Source organism: Crocinitomix catalasitica ATCC 23190, assembly GCF_000621625.1.
Classification (GTDB): Bacteria; Bacteroidota; Bacteroidia; order Flavobacteriales_D; family Crocinitomicaceae; genus Crocinitomix; species Crocinitomix catalasitica.
The window spans coordinates 194,243-219,528 of sequence record NZ_JHXV01000005.1 but is presented as its reverse complement, the minus strand read 5'-3'; the positions used below and the strand labels follow the sequence as shown (position 1 = coordinate 219,528).

Below are 25,286 nucleotides of genomic sequence, written 5' to 3'. Positions count from 1 at the left end.
GGATAAAATTACTTAGTTTTGATTGTTTTAAGAGATAATTTTTGTGAATGTTTGAAAATACAGATAACTTTTTTCCAGATAAGCCCCAATTAACAGACTTAAATACGCGTTTAAACTGGGGTAAAAACTTGTTCATTATTTTGTTAATGGTACTGGTTTTGTCTGCTTTTCAGTCGGTTAATTATATTTTCTTTTTAGAAGTAATACTTGTGTTGTTGGTTCATGAATTTGGGCATTATTTTATTATGTTCTTCTTCAAAATAAAAACGCAGGGTTTATTTTTTATGTCATTTTTGAATAAACTAACTGCAGGGTTCAAATTTTCTGATTCGCAATGGAAAAGTGTATGGATTAACCTCATGGGGCCATTACCTGGATTACTAATTGGTATAGCTATTTTTTCGGTTGCAGTTAACGGTGAGGAAATGGAGGTTTTACTCGAATTGTCTTTGCTTTTTCTTGCTGTCAACGTGGTGAATATTCTACCATTAGATCCTTTTGATGGTGGAAGGATTATTGATGTTATGTTTTTTGGTAATAGTGAGAAGAAAAAGTTATATCTCACTTTAATTTCTTCCCTGCTAATTATTTTAACGGGGATATACTTTGAAGTTTGGCCTGTGACTATTTTTGGTTTGTTAATGGGGTTAAAAGTAAGAAGTACGCAGAAAAAAATGAATCTACACGCCCGTTTATCAGATGAAGAAATTGACTTTAATAAAGAATATGAGGATTTGTCTGATGCTGAATACTGGAAAATACGGGCTGTATTCCTAAATGAAAATCCAAAAATAAAATCTATCATTCCTGAAGGTTTTCAAGTTTGGGAAAATGAAAAACTACTGATGGATCAAGTCAATCAGCTGCTTAAGACCAATACAAAAAATGACATGTCAATAATGAGTAAAGTCATAATCTTAATTATTATATCTGGACTTATTTATTTTCCAATGCATCTCATATTTTCTAATTTTGACCTTTTAGAAGGGTATTTATATCATGAGTAAGTTTAATGTTAAGGATAGGGTTAGTGTATTGAATGATACGCTAGAAGGAGAGGTTATTGCAATTGTTGGTTCAATTATCACGATTGAAGATGCTGACGGTTTTACGAGGGATTACACTGAAAATGATCTTGCGCTTAATTTAAATCAAGTCTATTTTGATGAAAATGATACAATTGAAGTTAAAGATGCCTTGATATATGAATCCGAGATTATTTCTAAAAAGCATGTTAAAATAAAAAGAGAAACACCAGTCATTGATTTGCATATCGAACGTTTATTGGATAGGTATCAACATTTGACAAATGCTGAAATTGTTGTTCGCCAAATAAGCGCTTCCAAAGAGTTTATCACTAAATTAATTCGTGATAAAAATCCGAAAGGTATTCTCATTCATGGAATAGGTGCAGGTGCTTTAAAAAGTGATTTACAATATTATTTAGATAAATTGATGGATGATAATAAACATATCAAATCCTATGAAAGTATACACCTAGATAAGCAGGGTAGGTCGGGTGCTATTGAGATATATTTGAAAAACTGATATTTTATTTGACTGTTAATAAAATCAAAATACATGTTAATTATCAAGGTTTTAAGCTGGTCAAGTTTGTCTAAGTTGATTTTTCGAGTTAAATTTTTTATTTATTTACTTATATTAGCTTCGTATAAGTACGAATGTTTTCAGATTGTGTCCCAAATAAAAACTGACAAATTGACGAATGAATAGATTATCACATATATTAATTATAGCATTATTAAGTTTATTACCTGCTTCGTCATTTGGCCAACATATGGTCATGGAGAATATAGTAGGTGATGGTACAGATTATTTTGTGGCAGGTAAAGCACTTAGCAGTGGTATTAAAGCGCCATCTGTAATAGATGTGGATTCAAAAGGTAACTATTATTTCTCAGGTGGTTTGGACAAATTTCTTTATAAATATAATAAATCAGATTCGACTATAAGTAAAATTTTGGCAGATTCAGTAATCACAGGTATTACAATTGATAAAAATGACTTTTTGTATTACTGTCTAAATAGTGATTTTGGCCGTGGATATACGCTGAACAAAATGGATTTAGAAGATTACAGTATTACTATTGTTGCAGGTAACGGGATTGACGGATATCCTGAAGATGGTGTTTTGGCAACTGAAACACCCATCCGAAATGCTGTAGATGTAGTTTTAGATCCACAACAAGAAAATTTGTACTATATAAGTTTTTCAGACAATACAATACGGAGGATTCATTTAGAAAGTGGTTATACCTATTTAGTTGCTGGCGTTCCACCAGGGCTCATAGAAGATGAGGATATTGCAGATGGTACAGCTCCAAGAGCAGCAAATCTTAAATTGAGCTCAGGATTACTCGTGGATAGAGAAGGCCGTATTTATTTTACTCATAATCAAAGCATGATTAAAGTGATAGAACTTGACGGATTGATTTACCATTTTTTAGGTACTACTGAAATAGGTTATTCTGGTGATGGTGGACCGGCAGCAACTGCTCAGTTTAATGGTGCTCAAACAAAATATATTTTTGACAGCGCAGGAAATATTATTATTAGTGACCATGGTAATTATCGTATCAGAAAAATTGATATGGAAACAAAAATTATCACAACAATAGCAGGTACAGGAAATTCCCCGTCAGATGATGAGGAAGATCCCGGTTATTTGAATAATGGTGAGTTTTTACCTCTGCTTGATGTCGATATAAGACCTGTTGGTTTGGTTTATAATCAGTTTGATGAATTAATTTTCTGTGATACGGAATTAAAGATCAGAAGAATGTTTACTTGTAAAAACCCGGATAAACCTGTGGCTACAAATCCTTATAAAGCATGTAAAGGTGATGAGCTTACTTTTGAAATAGATGCTGATTTAAATGATGCTAATGAATGGTCTTGGTATAAAGAAGGTTGTTTAGTTGGTGAAAAAATAGGAACAACATCAAAAATCACATTTACAGCTGAAGGCGATGCTAGTTATTTTGTTGTAGGAACTGGAGGTTGTGCGAATTCAGAGGAGTGTACAGAGTTTATCGTTGAAAATCAATGTTTAGAATATTATAATACGTTTACACCTAATGGTGACGGTATTAACGATTATTTTGATATTCCTCTATTGGAGAATTATCCTGAGAATGAAGTTGTATTTTATAATCGATGGGGAGATCAGTTAGAAACGATAAAAAATTATGACAACTCAACTGTTTATTGGTCTGGAACAAATGGGGGGGGAGATAAACTAGCTGCTGGGACTTATTTCTTTACGGCAACATCCGGAAGTGAGAAAATAGCTTCTGGGTGGATTCAAATAATTTTAGATTAATAAAAAGTATGAGAAAAATTATACTGTTTTTTATCGTTAGTCTTAGCTTTAGTAGTTTTGCTCAATACGATGCATTATATACGCAATATGTTTACAATCCACTGGTTATTAATCCAGCTTATGCCGGTTCTAGAAACTCTCTAAGTTCAGTTTTAAGTCACCGAACTGGTTGGACGGGGATAGAAGACACTCCAAGTACTCAAACAGTTTCAGTTCATTCTAAATTCAAACACAATAACCTGGCTTGGGGATTTAATTTGAATAACGATAAACTTGGGGCAACTTCAAATTTATTCGCAGGTTTTACAGCAGGTTATCATTTGCAGTTTAAAAATAGTAAATTGTCAATCGCTATGCGAGCAGGTGTTTTCAATAGTAAAGTAGATGGTTCTAAGTTCACTTTTAGAAATCCTACAGATTATTTGAATCTTGGTGCGTCCCAAAGTTCATTGGTTCCAAATTTTGATTTTGGATTGTATTATTATGCACCTAACTATTATTTGGGATTAACTGTTAATCATTTTGTTGGACAAAAATTAAGATACAATAAGCTCGGTGGCGTAGTGATGGAAATAGAACCTTTGCTAATGCTAAGTGGAGGGTATGTGTTTGAAATTAATAATAAACTTAGTCTAAAACCTACATTTTTATTGAAAAAAACAGCCGAATTTGAGGCCAATCTTGATATTGGTTTAAATGCTTTTCTATTTAAAAAAGTCTGGTTCGGGATTAACGTAAGGAATAAATCAGCTTTAAATTTTTTATTAGACGTTAATATTACAGATTTTATGCGAATCGGTTATTCATACGACTTCTTTTTAAATAAAATTAGTTCAAGTTCCAACGGTGTGCATGAGATATTTGTTGGGTTTGAACTCAAAACTAAAAAAGATAATTCAGTTAATCCTAGATCGCTATAGTATGAAGTATATTTATGGAATAATATTGTTGGTGTTGATGAGCAATAGCTATGGACAATCATATGAATTATTTGATGTTGAAATTACGGCATCGCCTAATGAATCCATTAGTCTGAATTCGAATTATCATGACTATAACCCGTTTATAGTTAACAATCATATCTATTTTACATCGAATAGAGAGCCAGATTTACTTTTGGAAGGTGAAAACAACTGGAAGAATCATCACCAAACAAATATATTTACCGCTAAAGTAAAAGCCGATCGTAATAATTTCGGAGCAGTTAGTTTATTAAGTCAGCATTTAGGGGCAACTATAAATTCAGGATCAATAGCTTTTAGTGTAACAGGTGATTCAATTATCTTTGCGCAAGAAACTAAATCTGCAACCGGAGATGAAAAAATCATGCAGCTATATTTATCAACATTGATTAATAATAAGTGGTCGCGAGCAGAGAAGTTGAATATCGCTTTTGATTCCTATTCATGCGGACAGCCCTATTATCATTCTGCAAAAAAAACACTTTATTTTGTAGCAGATACTCCCGAAGGAATGGGGGGTAAGGATATTTATAAAACAACGTTAAGTGGTAATATTTGGTCTACTCCAGAGAATTTATCTGCGATTAATACTTCGGCAGACGATATGTTTCCTTTTTTAATTGATGGTATACTCTTTTTTGCGAGTGATAGAGAAGGTGGAAAAGGGGGCTTAGATTTTTATTGGAAGATTGATGGACAAAAAAAAGAAGTTCAAAATCTGAGTGGGATTAATTCAGAATTCGATGATTTTTCGTTGTTTATTCACGACGATTTAAAGCGGGGATATTTTTCTTCGAATAAATCAGGGAGCGATGATATTTATTCCTTTGATTTAAATAGAGAAATTATTGTTAATAATGAAATTGCTGGTAATTTTTCGTTCATGCAGATAGAAGGGAGTGCCAGTAATATTAAAGTTCAGGTTGTTAATTCTGATGAATTTGTTTTATACGAAACCATAACAGACAAAGATGGGAACTTCTTGTTTCAAGAACTTGACGCTGATGGAAACTATACTTTACGGGCTTTAACTGAAGAGGAATTATTAATGCGTTTATATAATAAGGAAGGTGATGTTGCAGCAACTTTCTTGAGTAATGAAAAGAAAGATTTTTTATTCAGGCAATTAGGGAACGAAAATTCAGGAACGATGTCTTTGATTCCAGAAGATATGATTGATCTTGCTTTAAATCAAGGTCATCTTTCTGCACAATTAATATATGAAGATGATCCAGGTAGATATCCGGTTAACTTGAAAGTTGAACTTATCGACGAAAATGATAAAATGCAATTTGAAACTTTAACTGATAAACAAGGTAATTTCGATTTTAAAGAATTGTCAATGTCGGATAATTATCTTTTGAAAATAGCAGAATCTGATGAAGATTATTTATTATTAATTTATGATTTAAAAGGAAATGTCGTTGCTCAGTTAAAAAAAGGAGAAGATGGTGTTTTTAATTATCGAAAATTAAATCCTGCGAATCAGAATAAATTAGTACTGGGACCGGATGATGACTTAGCATTTGAATATACATCTCAAACGATTTCAGGTTATTTTGAATATGATAATAATAAAACATTAAATAGAGAAGGTCTTAAAGTGGATGTTTTTAATACTAGTGGTGAATTAATTTCGGCAGCACCAACCAATAAAGAAGGGCAATTTAGGTTCAGAGATTTACCTTTGAATAGTTCTCTTTTATTCAAATTACGAGATGATGGTGCTAGTTTTATAATGGATGACTTTACCTTATATATTTTTGATAGAGGTGGTAAAAAAATTGCTGAACTAAAAATTGGGGCAGACGGTTTCTTTACATTTAAACCTTTAGGTTATGAAACGGCGAATAATTTAAGTAGTGTTGAAGAGGATAATCTTCAATTTATTCTTGGCGATAATACTAAGAAAGAAATCATTTTAGTTTATTTCGATTCGAATAAAAGTGAAGTTAAAAGTGATGATATGGCAACAATAAATAAGTTGTTGAAGGTTTTACAAAGTAATGAACGCATAAATGTAGAGATAAGTGCTTATGCAGATGCACAGGCGAATGACGAGTATAATTTAGCTTTATCAAGCAAAAGAGGTCATTGGATTGCTGATTACTTAATTAAAAAAGGAATAGATAAAAAGAGGTTTGCCATTAATGCTTATGGGGAGTCAAAATTGGTTGATGAATACAATGATGCGCTCAATAGGAGAGCAGAAATTAGATTGTTCTAGTATAGAATCTGTTTAGCATTCGAATTTATTAAAAAGAAAAACGCCTTGTAAATTTTACAAGGCGTTTTTTAGTTAATCTTCTTTTTCTGTTTCCTTTTTCTTCGGGGGCGTTTTTCCTTTTTCAATTTTAATCTCAATTTCAGCTTTCTTTTTGTTTAAGCCTATTGAAATTGTATCACCTTCCTTCAGTGTAGAATTAATGATTTCTTCTGCTAGTGGATCTTCAATGTATTTTTGAATAGCTCTGTTAAGCGGTCTTGCACCGTACTTCTCATCATATCCTTTCTCAGCAATATAATCCTTAGCATCTTTCGATATTTTAATTTTATAACCCAATTCATTAATTCGGCCATAAAGTTTTTTCAACTCTATTTCAATTATTTCGTGTATATCTTCTTTTGTTAAAGAGTTGAAAACAATCATGTCATCAATTCTGTTTAAGAACTCAGGAGAGAATGCTTTTTTCAAAGCGTTTTGAATAATTCTCTGACTGTTCTCATCTGTCTGAGAAATTTGAGATTTTGTTCCAAATCCAACACCTGTTCCAAAATCCTGTAATTGTCTAACACCAATATTCGAAGTCATTACAATAACGGTATTCTTAAAATCAATTTTTCTTCCAAGCCCATCAGTCATATGACCATCATCAAGAACTTGTAATAAAATATTAAAGACATCAGGATGTGCTTTTTCAATTTCATCTAAAAGAATTATCGAATACGGTTTTCTTCTAACTTTTTCAGTTAATTGTCCACCTTCTTCATATCCAACATAACCTGGAGGTGCTCCAACCAATCTTGAGATTGAGAATTTCTCCATATATTCTGACATATCCACACGGATTAATGCTTCTTCAGAATCGAACATTGTTGTCGCAAGTACTTTTGCTAATTGCGTTTTACCAACTCCAGTTGGTCCTAAGAAAAAGAATGATCCAATTGGTTTATTTGGGTCTTTCAATCCAGCTCGATTTCTTTGGATGGCTTTAACAACTTTTTGCACAGCCAAATCTTGCCCAATCACCGCTCCTTTAATCGCTTCTCCGAGACTTTGAATTTTTCCGTTTTCTGATTCTGAAACCTTTCTAAGTGGAATTCCTGTCATCATTGAAACAACTTCAGCAACATTGTCTTCAGTAACAACCACTCTATTGAGTTTTGTATTTTCTTCCCAGCGCTCCTGTGCTTTTTCAAGATCAGATTGTAAATTTTTCTCAGTATCTCTTAATTCAGCAGCCTTCTCATATTGTTGACTCTTAATTACATCACCTTTTTGATCTTTTACTTCCTCAATCTTCTTTTCTAGATCTGTAATTTCTTTAGGAACGTTGATGTTAGTAATATGGACTCTTGATCCAACTTCATCCATGGCATCAATCGCTTTGTCTGGTAGATTTCTATCAGACATATATCTTTCTGTCAATTTGACACAAGCGTCAATTGCTTCTTGCGTATAAGTCACACTGTGGTGTTCCTCATACCGTTCTTTAATATTATTAAGAATCTCGATGGACTCCGCAATACTTGTTGGTTCGATTAGAACTTTTTGGAAACGACGTTCTAAAGCACCATCCTTTTCAACGTATTGTCTGAATTCGTCCAATGTTGTTGCTCCAATTACTTGTATTTCTCCACGCGCTAAGGCCGGTTTAAACATGTTAGAGGCATCTAATGAGCCTGAAGCACCACCAGCACCGATTATTGTGTGTATCTCATCTATAAATAAGATAATGTCTCTTGATTTTTCAAGTTCATTCATTACGGCCTTCATTCGTTCTTCGAATTGACCTCTGTATTTTGTGCCAGCAACCAATGATGCCAAGTCCAATGAGATAATTCGTTTACCGAATAATACACGAGAAACTTTTTTCTGAACAATTCTTAATGCAAGACCTTCAGCAATCGCTGATTTACCAACACCAGGTTCACCTATTAAAATCGGGTTGTTCTTTTTTCTTCTCGACAAAATTTGTGAAACTCTTTCAATTTCTAATTGTCTACCAACGATAGGGTCTAGCTTATTCTCTTCAGCCATAGCTGTTAAATCACGACCGAAATTATCTAGTACAGGTGTTTTTGATTTACCATCACTAGCTCTTTTAGCTCCGCCGCTGTAGCTCGAACCTTCGCTCGGACTGTCATCGCTTTCTGAACTGTCTCCTGGAAATTCAGCTTTAGGGTATTTTTCGTCTTCAATCATAGCTTCTAATTCTTCTTTAATGTTTTCATAAATAACGCCGTACTTATTCAATACACGTGTAGCTAAATTATTCTCTTCGCGTAAAATAGCTAACAAGATGTGCTCTGTACCTACCTTGGTACTCTTGAATAGTTTGGCTTCTAGATAAGTGATTTTTAAAACTTTTTCAGCTTGCTTAACCAAAGGTATATTGTTCGCTGTAATTTGTTTTACTCTTGTTTCTTTTAAGGTTTTTTCTATATCAACCCTTATTTGCTGTAGGTCGACTTGGAATTCAAGTAATAATTTAATAGCCAATCCTTCACCTTCGCGAAGAATTCCTAATAAGATATGTTCAACTCCCAAATAATCGTTGCCTAATCGCAATGCTTCCTCTCTGCTATAAGAAAGGACATCTTTTGCTCTTGCAGAAAAATTTGCATCCATATTTTCTATATTTCTATACTAATGTTTAATACTTAATCTAATACTATGTCGGCCTTAAAAGACCTTTCTTACTAATTACGTAAAAAATCTTAGTTGGGTTGTTGTCCAAAATAAGTCATAATATTATCAATTCACAAGATACGGTACACAATTTTTATACCGATTGTTGAAAAAGATTATTTTCATGCCATTTTTGTTAATAAGTCGCCATTCTGACATGGATTTTTTAAGTAAATAATGAGTATTTTCGACGTCTGTAATTAATATAATAAGAATTCAAATTTTATGTCTGATACTGAAAAGATAATTAAAATTAATATAGACGAGGAAATGAGATCAGCATACATTGATTATTCAATGTCTGTAATTGTCTCTCGTGCACTACCTGATGTAAGGGATGGTTTAAAGCCAGTTCATCGTCGTGTTTTGTATGGAATGCAAGATTTAGGTGTGTATTCTAATAAACCTTATAAAAAGTCTGCTAGAATTGTTGGGGATGTACTAGGTAAGTATCACCCACATGGTGATTCTTCTGTATATGACGCTATGGTTAGGATGGCTCAACCATGGTCTTTGCGTTATCCAATGGTGGATGGTCAAGGTAACTTTGGTTCTGTAGATGGTGATAGTCCTGCAGCGATGCGTTATACGGAGTCTCGTTTACAGAAAATAGCTGAAGAATTATTGGCTGACTTAGATAAGGAGACGGTTGATTTTTCATTGAATTTTGATGATTCTTTAATGGAACCAACAGTTCTGCCAACTAAGATTCCGGGATTATTAGTGAATGGAGCGAGTGGTATTGCTGTAGGTATGGCAACAAATATGCCTCCTCACAATTTAACTGAGGTTGTAGACGGTATTGCTGCTTATATAGATAATAGAGATATTGATGTTGCTGGCTTGATGGAGTATATTAAAGCTCCAGATTTCCCTACAGGTGCGGTAATATATGGTTATGATGGCGTGAAAGAAGCTTTCGAAACAGGTAGAGGTCGTGTAATAATGCGTGCTAAAGCAATTTTCGAAGAAATTCGTGAAGGGAAAGAAGCAATTATAGTTACAGAGATTCCTTATCAAGTGAATAAGGCGGATATGATTAAAAAGACCGCTGATTTAGTAAATGAAGGTAAGATTTCTGGTATTTCTGATTTGAGAGATGAATCAGATAGAAATGGGATGCGTATTGTTTATGAATTAAAGCGAGATGCTATCCCGAATGTTGTGTTGAATAAGTTGTTCAAATATACAGCTCTACAGTCTTCATTCCCAGTTAATAATATAGCTTTAGTTAAAGGTCGTCCGGTTGCATTAAACCTTAAGGATATGATTGTTCACTTCGTTGAGCATAGACATGAAGTTGTTGTACGAAGAACACAATTCGAGCTTAGAAAAGCGGAAGAAAGAGCACATATTTTAGAGGGGTTAATTATCGCATCTGATAATATTGATGAAGTAATTAAATTAATTCGTGCGTCTAAAAGTCCAGACGAGGCAAGGGATAAATTAATTGCAAGGTTTGATTTAACGGAAATTCAATCGCGTGCAATTGTCGAAATGAGATTGAGACAATTAACAGGTCTTGAACAAGACAAGTTACGTGCAGAATATGAAGAGTTAATGAAGACAATTGCTGATTTAAAAGATATTCTAGGAAGCGAAGAACGCAGAATGGAAATAATTAAAGAAGAATTGGCTTATGTTAAAGATAAATATGGTGACGAAAGAAGATCTCGAATAGAATATTCTGCGAATGAAATGAGAATTGAAGACCTTATCCCTGATAATGAGGTGGTTATTACTATTTCTCATGCTGGATATATAAAAAGAACTTCTTTAGATGAGTATAGGGTTCAAAGTAGAGGAGGAGTTGGAGCGAAAGGAAGTGCAACAAGAGATAAAGATTTCTTAGAGCACTTATTTGTATCCACTAACCACAATTGGTTATTAATCTTTACAGAGAAAGGAAAATGTTTCTGGATGAGGATTTTTGAAGTTCCAGAAGGTGCTAAAGCCACTAAAGGTAGAGCATTGCAGAATTTGATCAATTTGGAGTCTGATGATTCAATCAAAGCGTTTATTAACGTTAAAGATATTAAGGATCCTGAGTATATTGAGAATAAGTATATTATTATGTGTACTAAGAATGGCGTGATCAAGAAAACTAAACTTGAGGCTTATTCTAGACCGAGAACAAATGGTATTAACGCGATTACAGTTCGTGATGGTGATGTTTTACTTGAAGCCAAATTGACGAATGGTACGAATGAGATCATGATGGCTCTTAAATCTGGTAAATCAATCCGTTTCAACGAAGAGAAGGTTAGATTTATGGGACGAACAGCTTCAGGTGTTCGTGGAATTACCCTAGCTAATCCAAAAGATGAAGTTGTGGGAATGATTTGTGTTGAAAGTGATGAAGCAAACGTATTAGTTGTATCTAGTAATGGTTACGGTAAACGTTCTGAAGTAGCTGACTATAGAATTACAAATAGAGGCGGTAAAGGTGTTAAAACCATTAATGTTACTGAGAAAACGGGATCGTTAATTGCAATTAAGAATGTAACTGATGAGGATGATTTAATGATTATCACTAAAAAAGGTATTACAATTCGTATGCATGTTGATGCTTTAAGGATAATGGGTCGTGCTACACAAGGTGTTCGTTTGATTAGTCTTAGAGGTGGTGATGAAATTGCTGCTGTTGCTAAAGTTTATAGAGACAGAGATGTAGAAGATGAAGTAGAATTAGATGAAGATGGTAATCCAATAGTTATGGATGTTACAGATGCTGATTCTGATGATTCAACTGAAGCAAATACAGCTTCTGATACTGACTCTTCGGAGGAAGAATAAGTCATTAATTCGGCCCCAACTATATTTGATATTTAGCAAGTATAGTTGGACTGAAAGACTGAAATAGTATATTGGCACAAAAATTGGGTGCATAAAAAATGTGGAAAAACAATAGTTCTGCATCTTAAAACAAAAATGAAAATAGAGTAAAATGAAAAAAATATTTCTAGGATTAACAATTATCATTAGTGCAACTTCTTTTAGTCAAAAAAAGAACGTAACAAACGCTGTAATGGCTTTTGACGATTACAATAAGAATAAATTAAATGATAAAGAGGCTGCTTCGAAGGATCTGCTTGAGGCAAAAGAATATATCGATTTAGCAGCAGCGCATGAGGACACACAAGCAGAATCCAAAACATTGTACTATAAAGGAAAGATTTATGTAGAGCTTTCAATGTATGCTAATTCATCTCAGTTAGTGTCATTGGCTGCGTTTAAAGATGAAAAAGTAATGGAAACTGGATTCAATAGTTTACGTGAAGCTAAGAAAGATCCAAAAGATCGTTACGGTGATGACATTGCAAATTATGTAAATTTCTACCGTAATAATTTATACACACTAGGTAGTGCTGCGTATAGTGAACAAAAATATGATGTTGCTATGGCAGGACTTTTAGGAGCTGCTGAATTTGGAGATGTAGCAGGTATTGTAGATTCTTCATTCTACTTTTTTGGTGGGATTTCAGCTTTTAATGCAGAAGAGTATGTAATTGCTCAAGAGGCATTCCAAAAATGTATCGAAATCAATTACAACTTAGATCAAAGTGTTGCTTATCAAGCGCAAATTTTTCAAAAACAAGGTAAGACAGCAGAAGCGGAACAATCATTAAAAGATGCAATTTCAAAATACCCTAAGAATAAAGGGTTATTGATTGAGTTGATCAATTTCTATATTGATGGTGATCGTGACAACGAAGCTTTAGACGCATTAAATGCAGCTTTGGAATTAGATCCAAAGAATACAGCATTACTCTTTAACTCAGGTGCTATTTATGAAAATATGGGAGATTTTGAGAATGCAAAAAGTGCATACGAAAGGTTGATTGCCATCGAACCAGAAGCGGTAAGAGGACAATTCGCAATGGGCGGTTTGTACTTTAATAAAGGCGCTGATTTAAATAATGCTGCAAATCAATTGGCTTTAGGTGATCCTAAATATGATACTATGGTTGAAGAATCTAAAGGATATTTTGAAAAAGCTGTTCCATTCTTGGAAAAAGCAGCGGAAACTTCACCTAAAGATAGAGCAGTTTTAGAGTCGTTAATGGCAGCATACAGTAAAACTGGATCAATGGATAAGTTCAAAGAGATTAAAGCGCGAATAGCAGCTTTATAATCATATAAAATGAATTAAAATTTGACCCGTCATTGTTTATAACTTTGACGGGTTTCTTTATGAAATAAAATGATTGAAGTTAAATCCGCATACGATCAGCAATTGAGTGCTGAAGAATTAAAACAACTATACCGTATAGTGCAGTTGGCTTATGAACTAACTGAAGTGGAGGTATGGGGTGAGAATTATATTCGAATTCCATTTGATGATTATTTAAAACTTATAGAGAAAGATGAAATTCTTGTGGCGTACCATGAGAATACAGTTGTTGGTGGAATTCATTGTTATCCGCGAGGAGAAAGTAGCTATTCGTTTAGTTTATTGGCTGCCGATTTTTCAAAAAGTGGGTTAGGAATTGGGCGTGCACTAATTGATGGAGTTATCACTCGAGCTAAAGCTGCTAAGGTAAATCAGATTGAAATTGAGATTCTTAGACCAAAAGCAATTGAGCTCCCCTTTAAAATTAGACTGGCTAATTGGTATAAGAAAATGGGGTTTAAATATACGCATTCTCAAAATTTTGCAGAAGTTATCCCCTTAAAAGCAAAGAACTTATTAAATCCTAGTGATTTCGATTATTATACCCTGGACATTTAATCACTATAGACTATTGTCTTTATTTTTTAATTAAATCAATAGGTTATTTTGTTTTCTTACATAATACATTTAACACCAGTCATTAATCTTTTGTCTATTATCTTTATTCTGCTGTTCAAATTAAAAACTTGTTTTTAATTTGAACAGTCATGTAACCATTTTGCTTTTGATAACACTTAACCAATAAGGAAAATTCTTTTTCAAAATGAATAAAGCGAAGCAACAAAAATTTTTAAATCTATATAAACCGGTTCATGAACGGTTTGAAAGGTTCTGCCGAGCTAGAGTTTATGGAGGAATGGATCATAAGGATTTAATGAATGATACTTTATTGAAAGCGTTTGAAAGTTTTGATAAACTAAGATCTGATCAAGCGTTTCTTTCGTACTTATTCAGTATTAGTACACGATTATTAGCGAATAACAGTCGTAAAATGAAACCAGAATATCAAAATTTTGAACGTGAAACTGATCAAGTTTTGGATGTCAATGCAAAAACTGATATAAAGGTTGAAATTAAGCTGCTCTATGAGGCTATTTCAAAGCTGAATATTTTACAGAAGGAATGTATTATTCTTTATGAAATCTCAGGTTTTTCAATAAAAGAGATTGCTGATATTCAAATATCTACAGAGTCTGCTATAAAACAAAGGTTAAGAAGAGCGCGAATACAATTGAAGGAGATTTTGTCTTCGAATTATTCCATTCAAATTAACAATAAAATAGAGGAGGAGTCAATATGAAAATTAATGATGACAAATTAGATGAATTGTTTAAGAAGTCTCGACTTCAGCAATCGGAATATTCCTACGAATCTATTGAAGAAGAATTCCTTAAGCGTAGCAAAACGAATAAGTTTAACTTAAAAAAATGGTTTATTATGTCAACAATAGCAATAATTATAGGAGTTTTATCAGCTTTTTATTTTTCCGTTTCACCGAATAAAACAGGAGCCGTATCAGAAACGACAAATGAGGTAATGCATAAAAGGATTATCGCTGAATCAGAGATTGCGAAAGAATCAGAAATAATTTTAACTGAAGCGATACACAAGGATGGTTCGAAAGAAACTATAGAAATAGTTGAAAACAGCATATTACTAGGAGTTTTAGAAAATAAAAACCGAATAGATGGAGAAGATAAAACTGATAATGCAGCAATTTCTAGAAAAACAAAACGATTAAATAAATCCAAAACTCCAGATACAAATAAGATTATTGGGTATCATCAACGTTTTCAGATCAATAGGAATTCGACAGAAGAAGATTTGAAATCCATTCAAAAACAAGCGAATGAAGACGGTCTATTTTTTGAATACCGAATTCTGAGAGAAAGAGAAAAAGTGGATAAAATAATTTTGAACCTTTCTTCAAACAAAGAGATCGGTATTTGTTCGTCTGAAGCAGCAATAGAGTTCGATGATAATGACGATTCCTACAGTTTTGGATGGGATAAAAATGATCGGGGAGAGGTGACCAATATTGATATTGAAGATACAATTTCAGTGTCTGCAAATAGATTCAAATCATCGGCATTTTCGAATAAACAATTTGCGAATAATAATGACGAAAATTCACAGAAAAGGCATGTGTTTTATTTTACACGACAGTCATCTGAAAGGGATTTTGAACTAATTAAAGATAGCGCTGGAACATTTGGCATTGAAATGAAATACAAATTGAAAGAGAAGAACTCAATCCTAAATAAAGTGAGTTTAGAATTAAAATTCGAAAATGAAAATACCAATGGTGCGTTTACTTATATTGGTACTTATGACGAGAAAGATAGTTTGAAGAAAAAACACTATTTCGGTTGGATAGAAGATGCGGAAAATAATATAATTAAAGTAACTACAGGTAGCAAACAGTTGATTCCGAGTAGATCACGTAATATGTTATTTAGTGATAGTTTACAAATTACACAACTAACAACATTGGAAGAATTTGAGAATTTTAAATCGAAGGCAGCCAAAATAGGTCTTGAATTTACTTATAAAACAAAATACAATGATGGTAAGATAGTTTCTGTAGATGTAGAGCTTGAATCTTTTGATAAGGGAGAAAAAAATATTAATTGCAGTGCTAAATACACGTCAAATAATGGCATTAGTGAGTTTAGCATAGGTTATTTTTTAAATGCTGAAGGAAAAGTTGTCAAGGTTGGATCGAATCGTTATAATAAATAGTTAGCAATAGGGCTCTCAAATAAATGATAGTCTTTTATGTGATTGGGATTATTATAATTCCTTATTTCTTAGGTCAAAAAAGTAAAATCCCGGCATCTCGATTTACAAGGGGGAGCGCCGGGATTCTATATGGCTCAATTATCAAAGTAGCGATGAAATTGAACTTTTTCGAGTTAGGGTTTATTACAAATTTGTTGTTTTACATTATTCTATTTAACATAATATATATTATAAGAATAATATAATAATCTTAAACTAGATCCATATCTAAGCTGGTAATCTTTCTTTTAATACAGCTCATTCTCATCACATAATAGATAATTCTCATAAGACTTATAATTTTGTTCGAGACAAATATCAGAACTATCCAAAGGAATAAAAAGAGGAAAAACACTAATTCCATACAGGAAAAACCCCTTTTTTTATAAAAATAATTTGATTCATATAGATGTCATGTAATAAATTTTATATCTACTTAAATTGTGTTAAATTAATTCTAAAATTAATTTAACTTCAGACTGATTTAAATAATAATTTGAACATCGACACATTCATTAGATCTATTCAGATATAATGTTAATTATTTAATAAACAGTTTGTTATTAAGGTGTCGAACTATGTTTTTGAATCAATTGTTAACTTAAAAACTATCAATATTGCGTGAGATTCTCCGTTTATGGTAGTGAAATCCAAACTTAATTGCAGACTTAGATCCATATAAAGGCAGTGCAATTATGCTTTTTTTTGGGTTGTCAGAATTCTAATAATGGTTCGGAAATTTGGGAATATATTATGGTTGAACTCCATGATGCCATGGTAATCGGAAATAAATATGAAATATTGTTTTAGATTACTAATGGTACTGAAAATATTGGACATAGATATAAATGTGATGGCTTTTGTGTCAATCTGTCAATAATGCCAATCGTACAAACAGGTTCTGCACCTATTTTAGATACGCCTGAACCTGAAATTGAAGGTGAGTTTTTTTCGAACGAATGGGAAAAATAGACATTATCTTCACAGCTGATGAAGCTGTAACATTCCCCTACTCTTTAATGATTTTTAACGAGGTATTTAACTGGTCGATATATTATCAAACAATATGTATTCTCAAGAAAAATTTGTGAAGTATTGATTTTAACTAAATAAACGTTGATAATATATAAGCCTTTCAATTTGGAGGGCTTTTTTAGACATTCATGCTAATTAAAAGAATGAAGCAATCAAATATTAAATTATTCCACAATTAACAATCTTACGTAGCATAACGTTAATTCTAATTACAAAATATATAATACGCATAGATCTACTGTTTAGTTGATTACAAATATCTGAAACGAATAAATGTTACAAAAGAGGAAATACCCCTTTTTTAGAATTTAATAATGATGGTTTATTAGTCCTTACGAAGGATCAATTTTTCTGTTATCGTTATGATACAAATGCTTACTAGACTAACTTAAATATAAAATTGACTTAGTCTCAAGAACATATAAAGTAGAAGCTTGTTATTCTACGACCAATTTATCTGTAAATACAAGCGTATGATCAGTTATTTGTATTTTTATAATATACAATCCTGAACTCCAATTTTTAGTATTCACTGTTAATTTTCCTTCATTGAAGATGCTTTCTGAATAAACAGATTTCCCGCTAATATCATGAATTTGAATAAGATATTGATCTGCTATATTTTCAGGTGATTTAATTGTGAAGCTACCTTTACTTGGGTTCGGATAAATTTGAAAATTAAGGCTAGAATTATTGGTTATTCCTAAGCAACTTTCAACTGTAACTATCATTGAATCCGTTTTTGAACATCCATTGTCATCCTCGTATTGATAATAAATAGTATGTTCCCCTACTCCTGCAATACTTGGTGAAAAATCTTCACCACTCACACCTGGGCCATAAAAGGATCCTCCACTTGGAGAACCGCTAATTGGCAGTGAGCCGTGTATTTCACATATTGTTTCATCTGTAAAGGGATAGATGTATACACTAGCAACGTTCCAATGTCTTAGAATCGTCTTTAAAATAGAATCGCAACCAGTATCAAAAGTTGAAAGCGTGTCGGAATAAACGCCCCTTAACGTTCTGTATTCACCATATAAAAATATTGATTCATCTGGACATATCGTTACTGTTTCAGTCAATATCGAAATATCCTCTTTAGTGACATTGGTAATTATAATTGAGTCACAGCCATGTTCAGTTGATAAAGTGTCTCTATATAAGCCGATATTGTCGATGTACTCACCAAACAAAAAGACACTATCTCCTTCACAAAAATAGGTGTATTGTCTGCTCGTGTAAACATCGTTTAACATTAAATACGTCACAACCGTCGAATCACATCCCGCAAAGGTTGTTAAGGGATTACTATATGTGCCGATTTCAGTTTCGTAATTATCAAAGATTAAGATGCTATCACCTGGGCAAATGAACATCGTATCGAGTTTTGTTATAAATACAGGACTTACTTCTATCGAAAAAATGGAATCGACTTCACAAAAATCTGTACTTATTGAAAGGTTTATTTCGAAATTACCTGAAGTATCAGCAAGCCAATTTAATGTTCCTCCTTCGAATAGTCGAATATCGTCAATATTCCAGCTAATATCCGTATTTGGAGGGATAAAGGCTAAGCTCGCTTCTAAATAGTTGTTTTCACAAGTGAAAGAGGAAAATTCAAGACTTTCCATAATGTCATTACAATCATATAGAGTATGAATTTTTGTATTTGTGATGATTGGAGGATTAAAATCAAAATAGATTTCTGCGGTATTGTTGATCTCCGTTCCTCTTTCTAATTCTTCAGCTAAATAAATACGATATTTTACAAAGCCATGACTTTTTAATTCATTCACATTACTATCGGGCAACATAATGTCTTTAAAGAAGAATTCGACTTTACCACCTGGATCAATCCGAATACTCATATTATGACTTGACGAAATGGGCTCAATTGACAACCAATTCAAATTAGAATCTAACTGATCCTCAATTCGAACTTGAACTGCGGTGTCATTCCCTGTATTTTGAAACCTAATGGTATAATCAATTTGGTCAACAAAAGTTGGAATATAACCCAAACTATCAATTCCTGCTGGTTCAGCCATTTTATCATTGGGATCGTAAGCACAAACTAAGACCTGATTTAAAGTGTCAAAAGTTTCAAAAACAGGACGTCCTAATGAGTCTGCAGAAGCTATAAAAACACTCATCAGGGTATCGCCCATAGCTAGAAAAGAAGGCATTTCAACACTGGTTACAATTTGAAAATCATCAAAATAATTCAAGCTATCATAAGACCAATAAATATTTTGTCCTACAATAGAGTCTGGAGCCAATTCCGAATCAACAAAACTGATGTCATCATCTAAAATCAAATGTGCAATTCCTGATGGAACAGTGGTTCCTTCGTTTTTAATAGTCAACCAATAATTAATGACAGTATTGCACCTTGGGAAGCCGCCGGTTATATCGTTCGAAAGTGTATCCAAAATAATTTCAGGATAAAAACCAAAATCCAAACTATCCCGGTATATAAAGTCCTCATCAACGTAAACATTATAAACAGCCGAATCAGAACTGAGACTCCAAAGGTCAGGTACTGTAGGTTCTATAATATAAGAATCAACTATTTCACTATCAAAATTCACAAAATATTTTCCGTCAGAATGGGCAAATGAAAAAAAAGTTTCTGGCGTAGAAAAAACTTCACCAAAATTTACACCGACTTCTAAACTGTCACGAAAACCGTTGTTATTCGCATCAACATAACAATCACCTCTTACTTGAAATGGATCTCGATAATAATTTTCTATTAAATTGATTTGATCAGAACTAAAATCGGAATAGATTATATCAAAATCTGTATCATTATCTAAATCTGAAAATACGATACTAGATGCACGATTAGATTTGATTTTAAATCCTGGGGCAAAACTTTCGTTACCCAAATTTAAACAGACACCTAAAGTAGAAGATGATTTATAGTAAAGAACGTCTTTATCACCATCTAGATCTATATCACAAGCATAAACGTTTCTAAAATTATTTCCCTCAGCATAAATTTCTTTTGGTTCTAAAAAACTACCATCGTCATTATTTTCGTACCAAGATATGTTATTAAATGATGATACGATTATGTCAATATCATCATCACCATCCAAATCTTCAACCCAAAAATCAAAAAAACTATCTATATCATCAGAAAGGTTTATTTCTAGTGAAAAAACACCATCTAAATTTTTATACCAAGCTAATTTTTCATCTTCATTAGAAATGCAAAGAATATCATTTTTACCATCCATATCAATATCAGTAGACCTTATCAAAAGAGGCTCCCTTATCGATGTTGAAATAATAATCTGTGGACCAAAAGTACCAGAACCATCATTTGCGTACCAGGCAATTTTATCATCTCCTACTGAAGCAGAAACAATATCTAAATCACCATCATCGTCTACATCAAATACAATTACACATTGAGGTTCCATCACATCGGTAGTCACAATAATTCTTGGTTCGAATAATCCTCCACCTAGATTCTTTTTCCAATAAATTTCATTCTCAGTTTCTGAAGCATATACTATATCTTCTATTCCGTCATTATCGATATCTCCAGTGAACATTGACACAATTCCCACAGCATTACTATCAATTTTATGATATTCACCAAACCCAATTCCTTCTTCTTTCTCAAACCATGCAATTGCGCTATCAGCATAAGATTTTGCAATTATATCGAAATCACCATCATTGTCCACATCCATTTCAATCAAGTTTGTTGGGACCCTAAATTTATAATATGTATGCAGTTTTCGCAACTCAGCAAGAGTGCCTGCATCATTAGTTAAAATATTAACTTCTGCGCCTAACCCATATATTAATTCAGGATATAAATCACCATTGAGGTCATTTGAGAACGAAATTAGACTAGCATTACCAAAATCTTCAAGAGGCTGTTCATCACCTAATTCACCGCTGATGTTTTCACAATAAACCGTAACACTAGGACTGAGAAATCCAGAATCACCAAATATTATAAAGTCAAAATCACCATCTTGATCTATGTCAATAATATTAAAGCCAATTATATTAGAAAAACTAAAACTATCTGAGATCAAAATTTCATCGCTATAAGTTCCTGCACCATCTAGATTCTCGAACCAGACCAGTTTGCTAGGCGCAAAAATATTGCAGGTTACTAAATCCAAGTCTCCATCCTCATCAAAATCAATTATCTCAATAGACCTATACCAGCCTCTATCATACATGATCTCATTAGCTTCAGGAAATTCTCCATCAATATTCTGATACCAGCTAATCATCGTAGAATCACCATCTTCTTCCATTGTTGTCACCATAAAATCTAGATTACCATCACCGTCAATATCCGCTGAACTTATTTGTGAATAGACACGTCTCAAATAATCATCTTCGATAATAATCTTATCAGAAAATAGACCACCTCCTAAATTTATTTGTAAGGTTAAAGTTAATGTACCCAGTACCACTAAATCTCCCAATTCATCACCGTTTACATCAAAGATATCATAAGACATAATTCTTGGACCATAATGAGTTGTCGGGAGTGATTCTTGCTCAAAACTACCATCTCCATTATTCTTAAACCATACAAAATTAGGGCTAGTATATCCGATAATATCTTCTAATCCGTCATTGTCGAAATCGTAAACCTTTATATCCGATACCGGTCTATCCGTAATAGATAATGTAATTTGTTCAGAAAAAATTTCTCCATCGATATTTTCAAAACAACTAAATTTATTGTCATCATTAGAAAATACAAAAATATCATCGTCCCCGTCAGAATCATAATCCAATGCCGCCGACCTTGCAGCCCCAGCCATACTTTTTGTTAGCTCTATATCTGGTCCAAACTGACCGAAAGAATAGAATGAATTCAAGAGAGTGACCAAAACAATTAAATAGAACCGCATAAAGAGTAAAAGTTAGGTAATTACCTCAAATTTAGTTTAATTCCAGGTAAACTGCAAATAGTTAGAATTATAGTAGTAACAGTAATAATGTGCCAGAAGAATATTAGCTTAAAAAGCGTTATATATTTATGCTAATTAATCAAAGAATCAAACTCTTTTGAATGATTGCAGAATCAATAAGAAACTGATGTAACGAATGATCATTGGTCAAATTTATTTTTTGCTTCAGTCAAAAAAGTCAATGCGGTTTTATCATCTAAGTTCGTAGCAGCTATTGTAGCACCATTCCAATCTGTTCGCCAATTACCAACTTCCATTTCTTCAAAGGTTTTTGTTACAATTGCTGCTCCATTTTTATAGCCAGATGCATAAAAGTAGAAGTCATCAACTAAGGTGTCTGGAATTGCTATGCCTGCACCCATAAAGGTGTTTTCTGTTTCTAACTTTGCATAAATACCTAAATCAAAATGATGTGGCCAAATTCTTATTGGTGAATCTAATTTTTCATTTTCTAAAAACTGTTCGAATGCATTTTGTGCTTTACTCAATTCTTTTGCGATTTTCTTTAACTTTTCGGTAGATAATGAAAATTGATAATCATTGATCATATCATCATAAGGTAATTTGTAATGAAAATTATAACTAATAGAATTTGAAATCTTATTTTCCTTAGCTTGTTCCTTAATCCAATGAACAATTTCATTATGGCTATTCGAATTGATGCTCGCTTCACTACTCACAGCACCGTTTTTAAGCCATTCTATATTACCAGAATTTAGATTTATAGCCAATTGATTTTGAGCTCCAAAAACATGTGTTTCCATTCTGTTTTTATTAGAATTCCAGCCTACGTTTGTATGGCTATCATCTGCTTGTTTGTCAAGAAAACTAATTCCCGCTGCCGCTAAATATTGTGCCGCTTGGTGTAATTCTTTTATTGTGTTTTTCATAATTATTTCGAATTCAATCGTTCCTTATCGTATAACATTTTTAATTCACATTTACGAATATCACGGAATGTCAGGTAGGATTGTATTAAGCATCAGAATATGTTGGTTATTTATTATAAAACATATGCCAAATCTTAAGTCGATTTAAAAATCAGATCCTTACATATTTATGAATTGACTATAAATGTTTAGGTCGGGAGATTGAAATTTTAAAGTCATTAAAAACTTTCTTAAAGACTATCTTTTTCGATTCTATTTTGCCGGGATTTTATAAGTAGGGCTAGAATTTTTAATCTCATTTAATTTGAAATATTTAACAAAAAAATAGTATTAATTTTTTTGCAATAAATGTTAAATTTATAGAAGTTGTGATAAAATATAATCGTTATTTTGACTATGTCTTTTCTTAAAACTGTCTTAAAAACTGAATAAACAAGCAAGTAGCACCCAAATAATAACTTAACTATGCAAAAAATGTATCGGAAATTCCGCGAACTCATCGCTAAAAATAAATTCGATGAATTAAAAAATTTAGAAATTAATGTCAACAACAAGTTCAATTGGGTACGTGATGTTTTTGAAGATATCAATGTCAAAGATCATCCAGAAGATATTGCATTAATCTGGGAGGATGAAAAAGAGACGATTGAATTCACCTTTTTAAGATTAAAGCAGAATTCCAACTCAATGTTGAATTTCTTAAGAAATAAAGGGGTTGAAGAACAAGATATTATTGCTTTTCAAATGCCACTACTTTCAGCTAATTGGTTAACAATGATAGCTGGTATAAAAGGAGGTTTTCGTTTGATTCCTATCGCCACCATTCTCGGAGTAAATGATTTAGTTTACCGTTTTGAGAAATTGATGCCAAAAGTTGTTCTAGCAGATTTGGACAATGCAATAAAAATTGACGAAGCAGAAATTATTACAGGAAAAAAAATTCATTTAAAAATTCTGGTCGAAGGTGAAAGAGAAGGCTGGTATAGTTTTTCAGATGTTTTGAAAGAATCTAATCAGGCAGAAGCTGCCGACACTAATTTAACAGATCCATTATTCTTGTTTTTTACTTCCGGAACTACTGGAATGCCAAAAATCGTGACACATACGCACCTAAGTTATCCGATTGGTCATATGACAACTGCAGCTTGGATTGGTTTGAAACATGGTGACGTTCATTATAATATTTCACAACCAGGCTGGGCTAAATTCGCCTGGAGTAGTTTTTTTGCGCCGTGGAATGTTGGTGCAACTATATTCGCATATCACAGCACCAAAAGGTTTAATACCCGTGAGGCATTAGTTTTAATGGAAAAACATGCGGTTTCTACTTTTTGCTCCCCTCCTACTGTTTTAAGGTTGTTAATTCAAGAAGATTTGAGTGCGTATGATTTGAAATTACGTCAATGTGTTTCAGCTGGCGAACCTTTGAATCCAGAAGTGATAGAAGCTTGGAAAAAAGGCACGGGAACGCTCATTCGTGACGGTTATGGTCAAACTGAAAGTACTTGTTTGGTCGCAAATTTACCAGGTACTGAAGTTAAATATGGTAGTATGGGGAAACCAACATTTCTATATGATATTGTAATTGCTGATGATGAAGGCAATGAATTGCCTAACCTGGAAGAAGGAAATATAACTGTGCGAACAGATACAGGCAAGCCAAACGGTATTTTTGCAGATTATTTTGGCGATCCTGATAAAAAAGAAAAAGTTTTCAAACACAACCTGTACTACACTGGAGATAAGGCGTATAAAGACAATGATGGTTATGTTTGGTTTGTTGGAAGGGACGATGATGTTATTAAATCATCAGATTATCGAATAGGACCATTTGAAGTTGAAAGTGTACTCTTAGAACATTTGTCAGTTCAAGAGTCAGCCGTTGTTGGTACACCACATCCTGTTAAAGGATATGAAGTCAAGGCATTTATCGTTTTAAATACCAATCAAGTGCCATCAAAAGCCTTAGCAGAAGAAATTTTCACTTATTCTAGAAAAAATATCGCTCCTTTTAAAATGCCTAGGGTCATAGAATTTACAACTGAATTACCCAAAACAATTAGCGGTAAAATTAGAAGGATTGAACTACGCGCAGCAGAGGCTATGGCGAAAGCAAATAAAACGATTATAGAATACGAATTTTTTTATAAGAAATAGATACGTAAAAAGCCTTTGTTTTTTGACTTAAAACCACCAAATATACTTGGTGGTTTTTTTATTGGATAGGA

Annotated in this window: 14 protein-coding genes; 11 read left to right on the top strand and 3 right to left on the bottom strand. The window is 32.9% G+C overall.

What is annotated here, in order from left to right:
* The first annotated feature begins 47 nt into the window (after positions 1-47).
* From T367_RS0103295 to T367_RS0103275, 5 genes are all read left to right on the top strand, one after another.
* Positions 48-1,007: a zinc metalloprotease gene (locus tag T367_RS0103295; RefSeq protein ID WP_027418572.1), complete on the top strand. Its 960-nt coding sequence runs from the start codon at positions 48-50 to the stop codon at positions 1,005-1,007.
* Positions 1,000-1,548, top strand: a complete 549-nt coding sequence (locus T367_RS0103290; RefSeq protein ID WP_027418571.1) for a Smr/MutS family protein — start codon at positions 1,000-1,002, stop codon at positions 1,546-1,548. Before T367_RS0103295 ends, T367_RS0103290 begins: the two co-directional genes overlap by 8 nt.
* Positions 1,549-1,726: 178 nt before the next feature.
* Positions 1,727-3,343, top strand: coding sequence for a T9SS type B sorting domain-containing protein (locus T367_RS0103285; protein ID WP_027418570.1), 1,617 nt, complete (start codon positions 1,727-1,729; stop codon positions 3,341-3,343).
* 8 nt (positions 3,344-3,351) lie between these two features.
* Entirely contained in the window at positions 3,352-4,263 is a 912-nt protein-coding gene (locus T367_RS0103280; protein ID WP_157454109.1) for a PorP/SprF family type IX secretion system membrane protein, read from the top strand.
* 1 nt (position 4,264) lies between these two features.
* On the top strand, positions 4,265-6,532 hold the full coding sequence (locus T367_RS0103275; RefSeq protein WP_169736017.1) for an OmpA family protein: 2,268 nt from the start codon (positions 4,265-4,267) through the stop codon (positions 6,530-6,532).
* A gap of 72 nt (positions 6,533-6,604) precedes the next feature.
* Here T367_RS0103275 and T367_RS0103270 read toward each other — a convergent pair whose 3' ends face one another.
* The gene (locus T367_RS0103270) at positions 6,605-9,157 is read right to left on the bottom strand and encodes an ATP-dependent Clp protease ATP-binding subunit (protein ID WP_027418567.1); all 2,553 of its coding nucleotides are present in this window, start codon (positions 9,155-9,157) and stop codon (positions 6,605-6,607) included.
* A 285-nt stretch (positions 9,158-9,442) separates the two neighbouring features.
* On the opposite strand from T367_RS0103270, the gene gyrA reads away from it, so the two are divergent.
* From gyrA to T367_RS0103245, 5 genes are all read left to right on the top strand, one after another.
* On the top strand, positions 9,443-12,013 hold the full coding sequence (gyrA, locus tag T367_RS0103265) for a DNA gyrase subunit A (protein ID WP_027418566.1): 2,571 nt from the start codon (positions 9,443-9,445) through the stop codon (positions 12,011-12,013).
* A 151-nt stretch (positions 12,014-12,164) separates the two neighbouring features.
* Positions 12,165-13,352, top strand: a complete 1,188-nt coding sequence (locus tag T367_RS0103260) for a tetratricopeptide repeat protein (protein WP_027418565.1) — start codon at positions 12,165-12,167, stop codon at positions 13,350-13,352.
* 69 nt (positions 13,353-13,421) lie between these two features.
* Entirely contained in the window at positions 13,422-13,949 is a 528-nt protein-coding gene (locus tag T367_RS0103255; RefSeq protein ID WP_027418564.1) for a GNAT family N-acetyltransferase, read from the top strand.
* Between the two features lie 205 nt (positions 13,950-14,154).
* On the top strand, positions 14,155-14,691 hold the full coding sequence (locus T367_RS0103250; RefSeq protein ID WP_027418563.1) for an RNA polymerase sigma factor: 537 nt from the start codon (positions 14,155-14,157) through the stop codon (positions 14,689-14,691).
* Positions 14,688-16,133 carry a hypothetical protein gene (locus T367_RS0103245; protein ID WP_027418562.1) on the top strand — a complete coding sequence of 482 codons (1,446 nt, stop codon included), beginning with the start codon at positions 14,688-14,690 and terminating at the stop codon, positions 16,131-16,133. The genes T367_RS0103250 and T367_RS0103245 overlap by 4 nt, the downstream gene beginning before the upstream one ends.
* A gap of 1,511 nt (positions 16,134-17,644) precedes the next feature.
* Here T367_RS0103245 and T367_RS0103235 read toward each other — a convergent pair.
* Complete coding sequence (locus tag T367_RS0103235) at positions 17,645-22,108, bottom strand: FG-GAP-like repeat-containing protein (RefSeq protein ID WP_027418561.1); 4,464 nt, start codon at positions 22,106-22,108, stop codon at positions 17,645-17,647.
* Between the two features lie 200 nt (positions 22,109-22,308).
* Complete coding sequence (locus T367_RS0103230) at positions 22,309-23,058, bottom strand: hypothetical protein (RefSeq protein ID WP_027418560.1); 750 nt, start codon at positions 23,056-23,058, stop codon at positions 22,309-22,311.
* A gap of 474 nt (positions 23,059-23,532) precedes the next feature.
* On the opposite strand from T367_RS0103230, the gene T367_RS0103225 reads away from it, so the two are divergent.
* Complete coding sequence (locus tag T367_RS0103225; RefSeq protein ID WP_245593017.1) at positions 23,533-25,215, top strand: acyl-CoA synthetase; 1,683 nt, start codon at positions 23,533-23,535, stop codon at positions 25,213-25,215.
* Positions 25,216-25,286 lie beyond the last annotated feature (71 nt).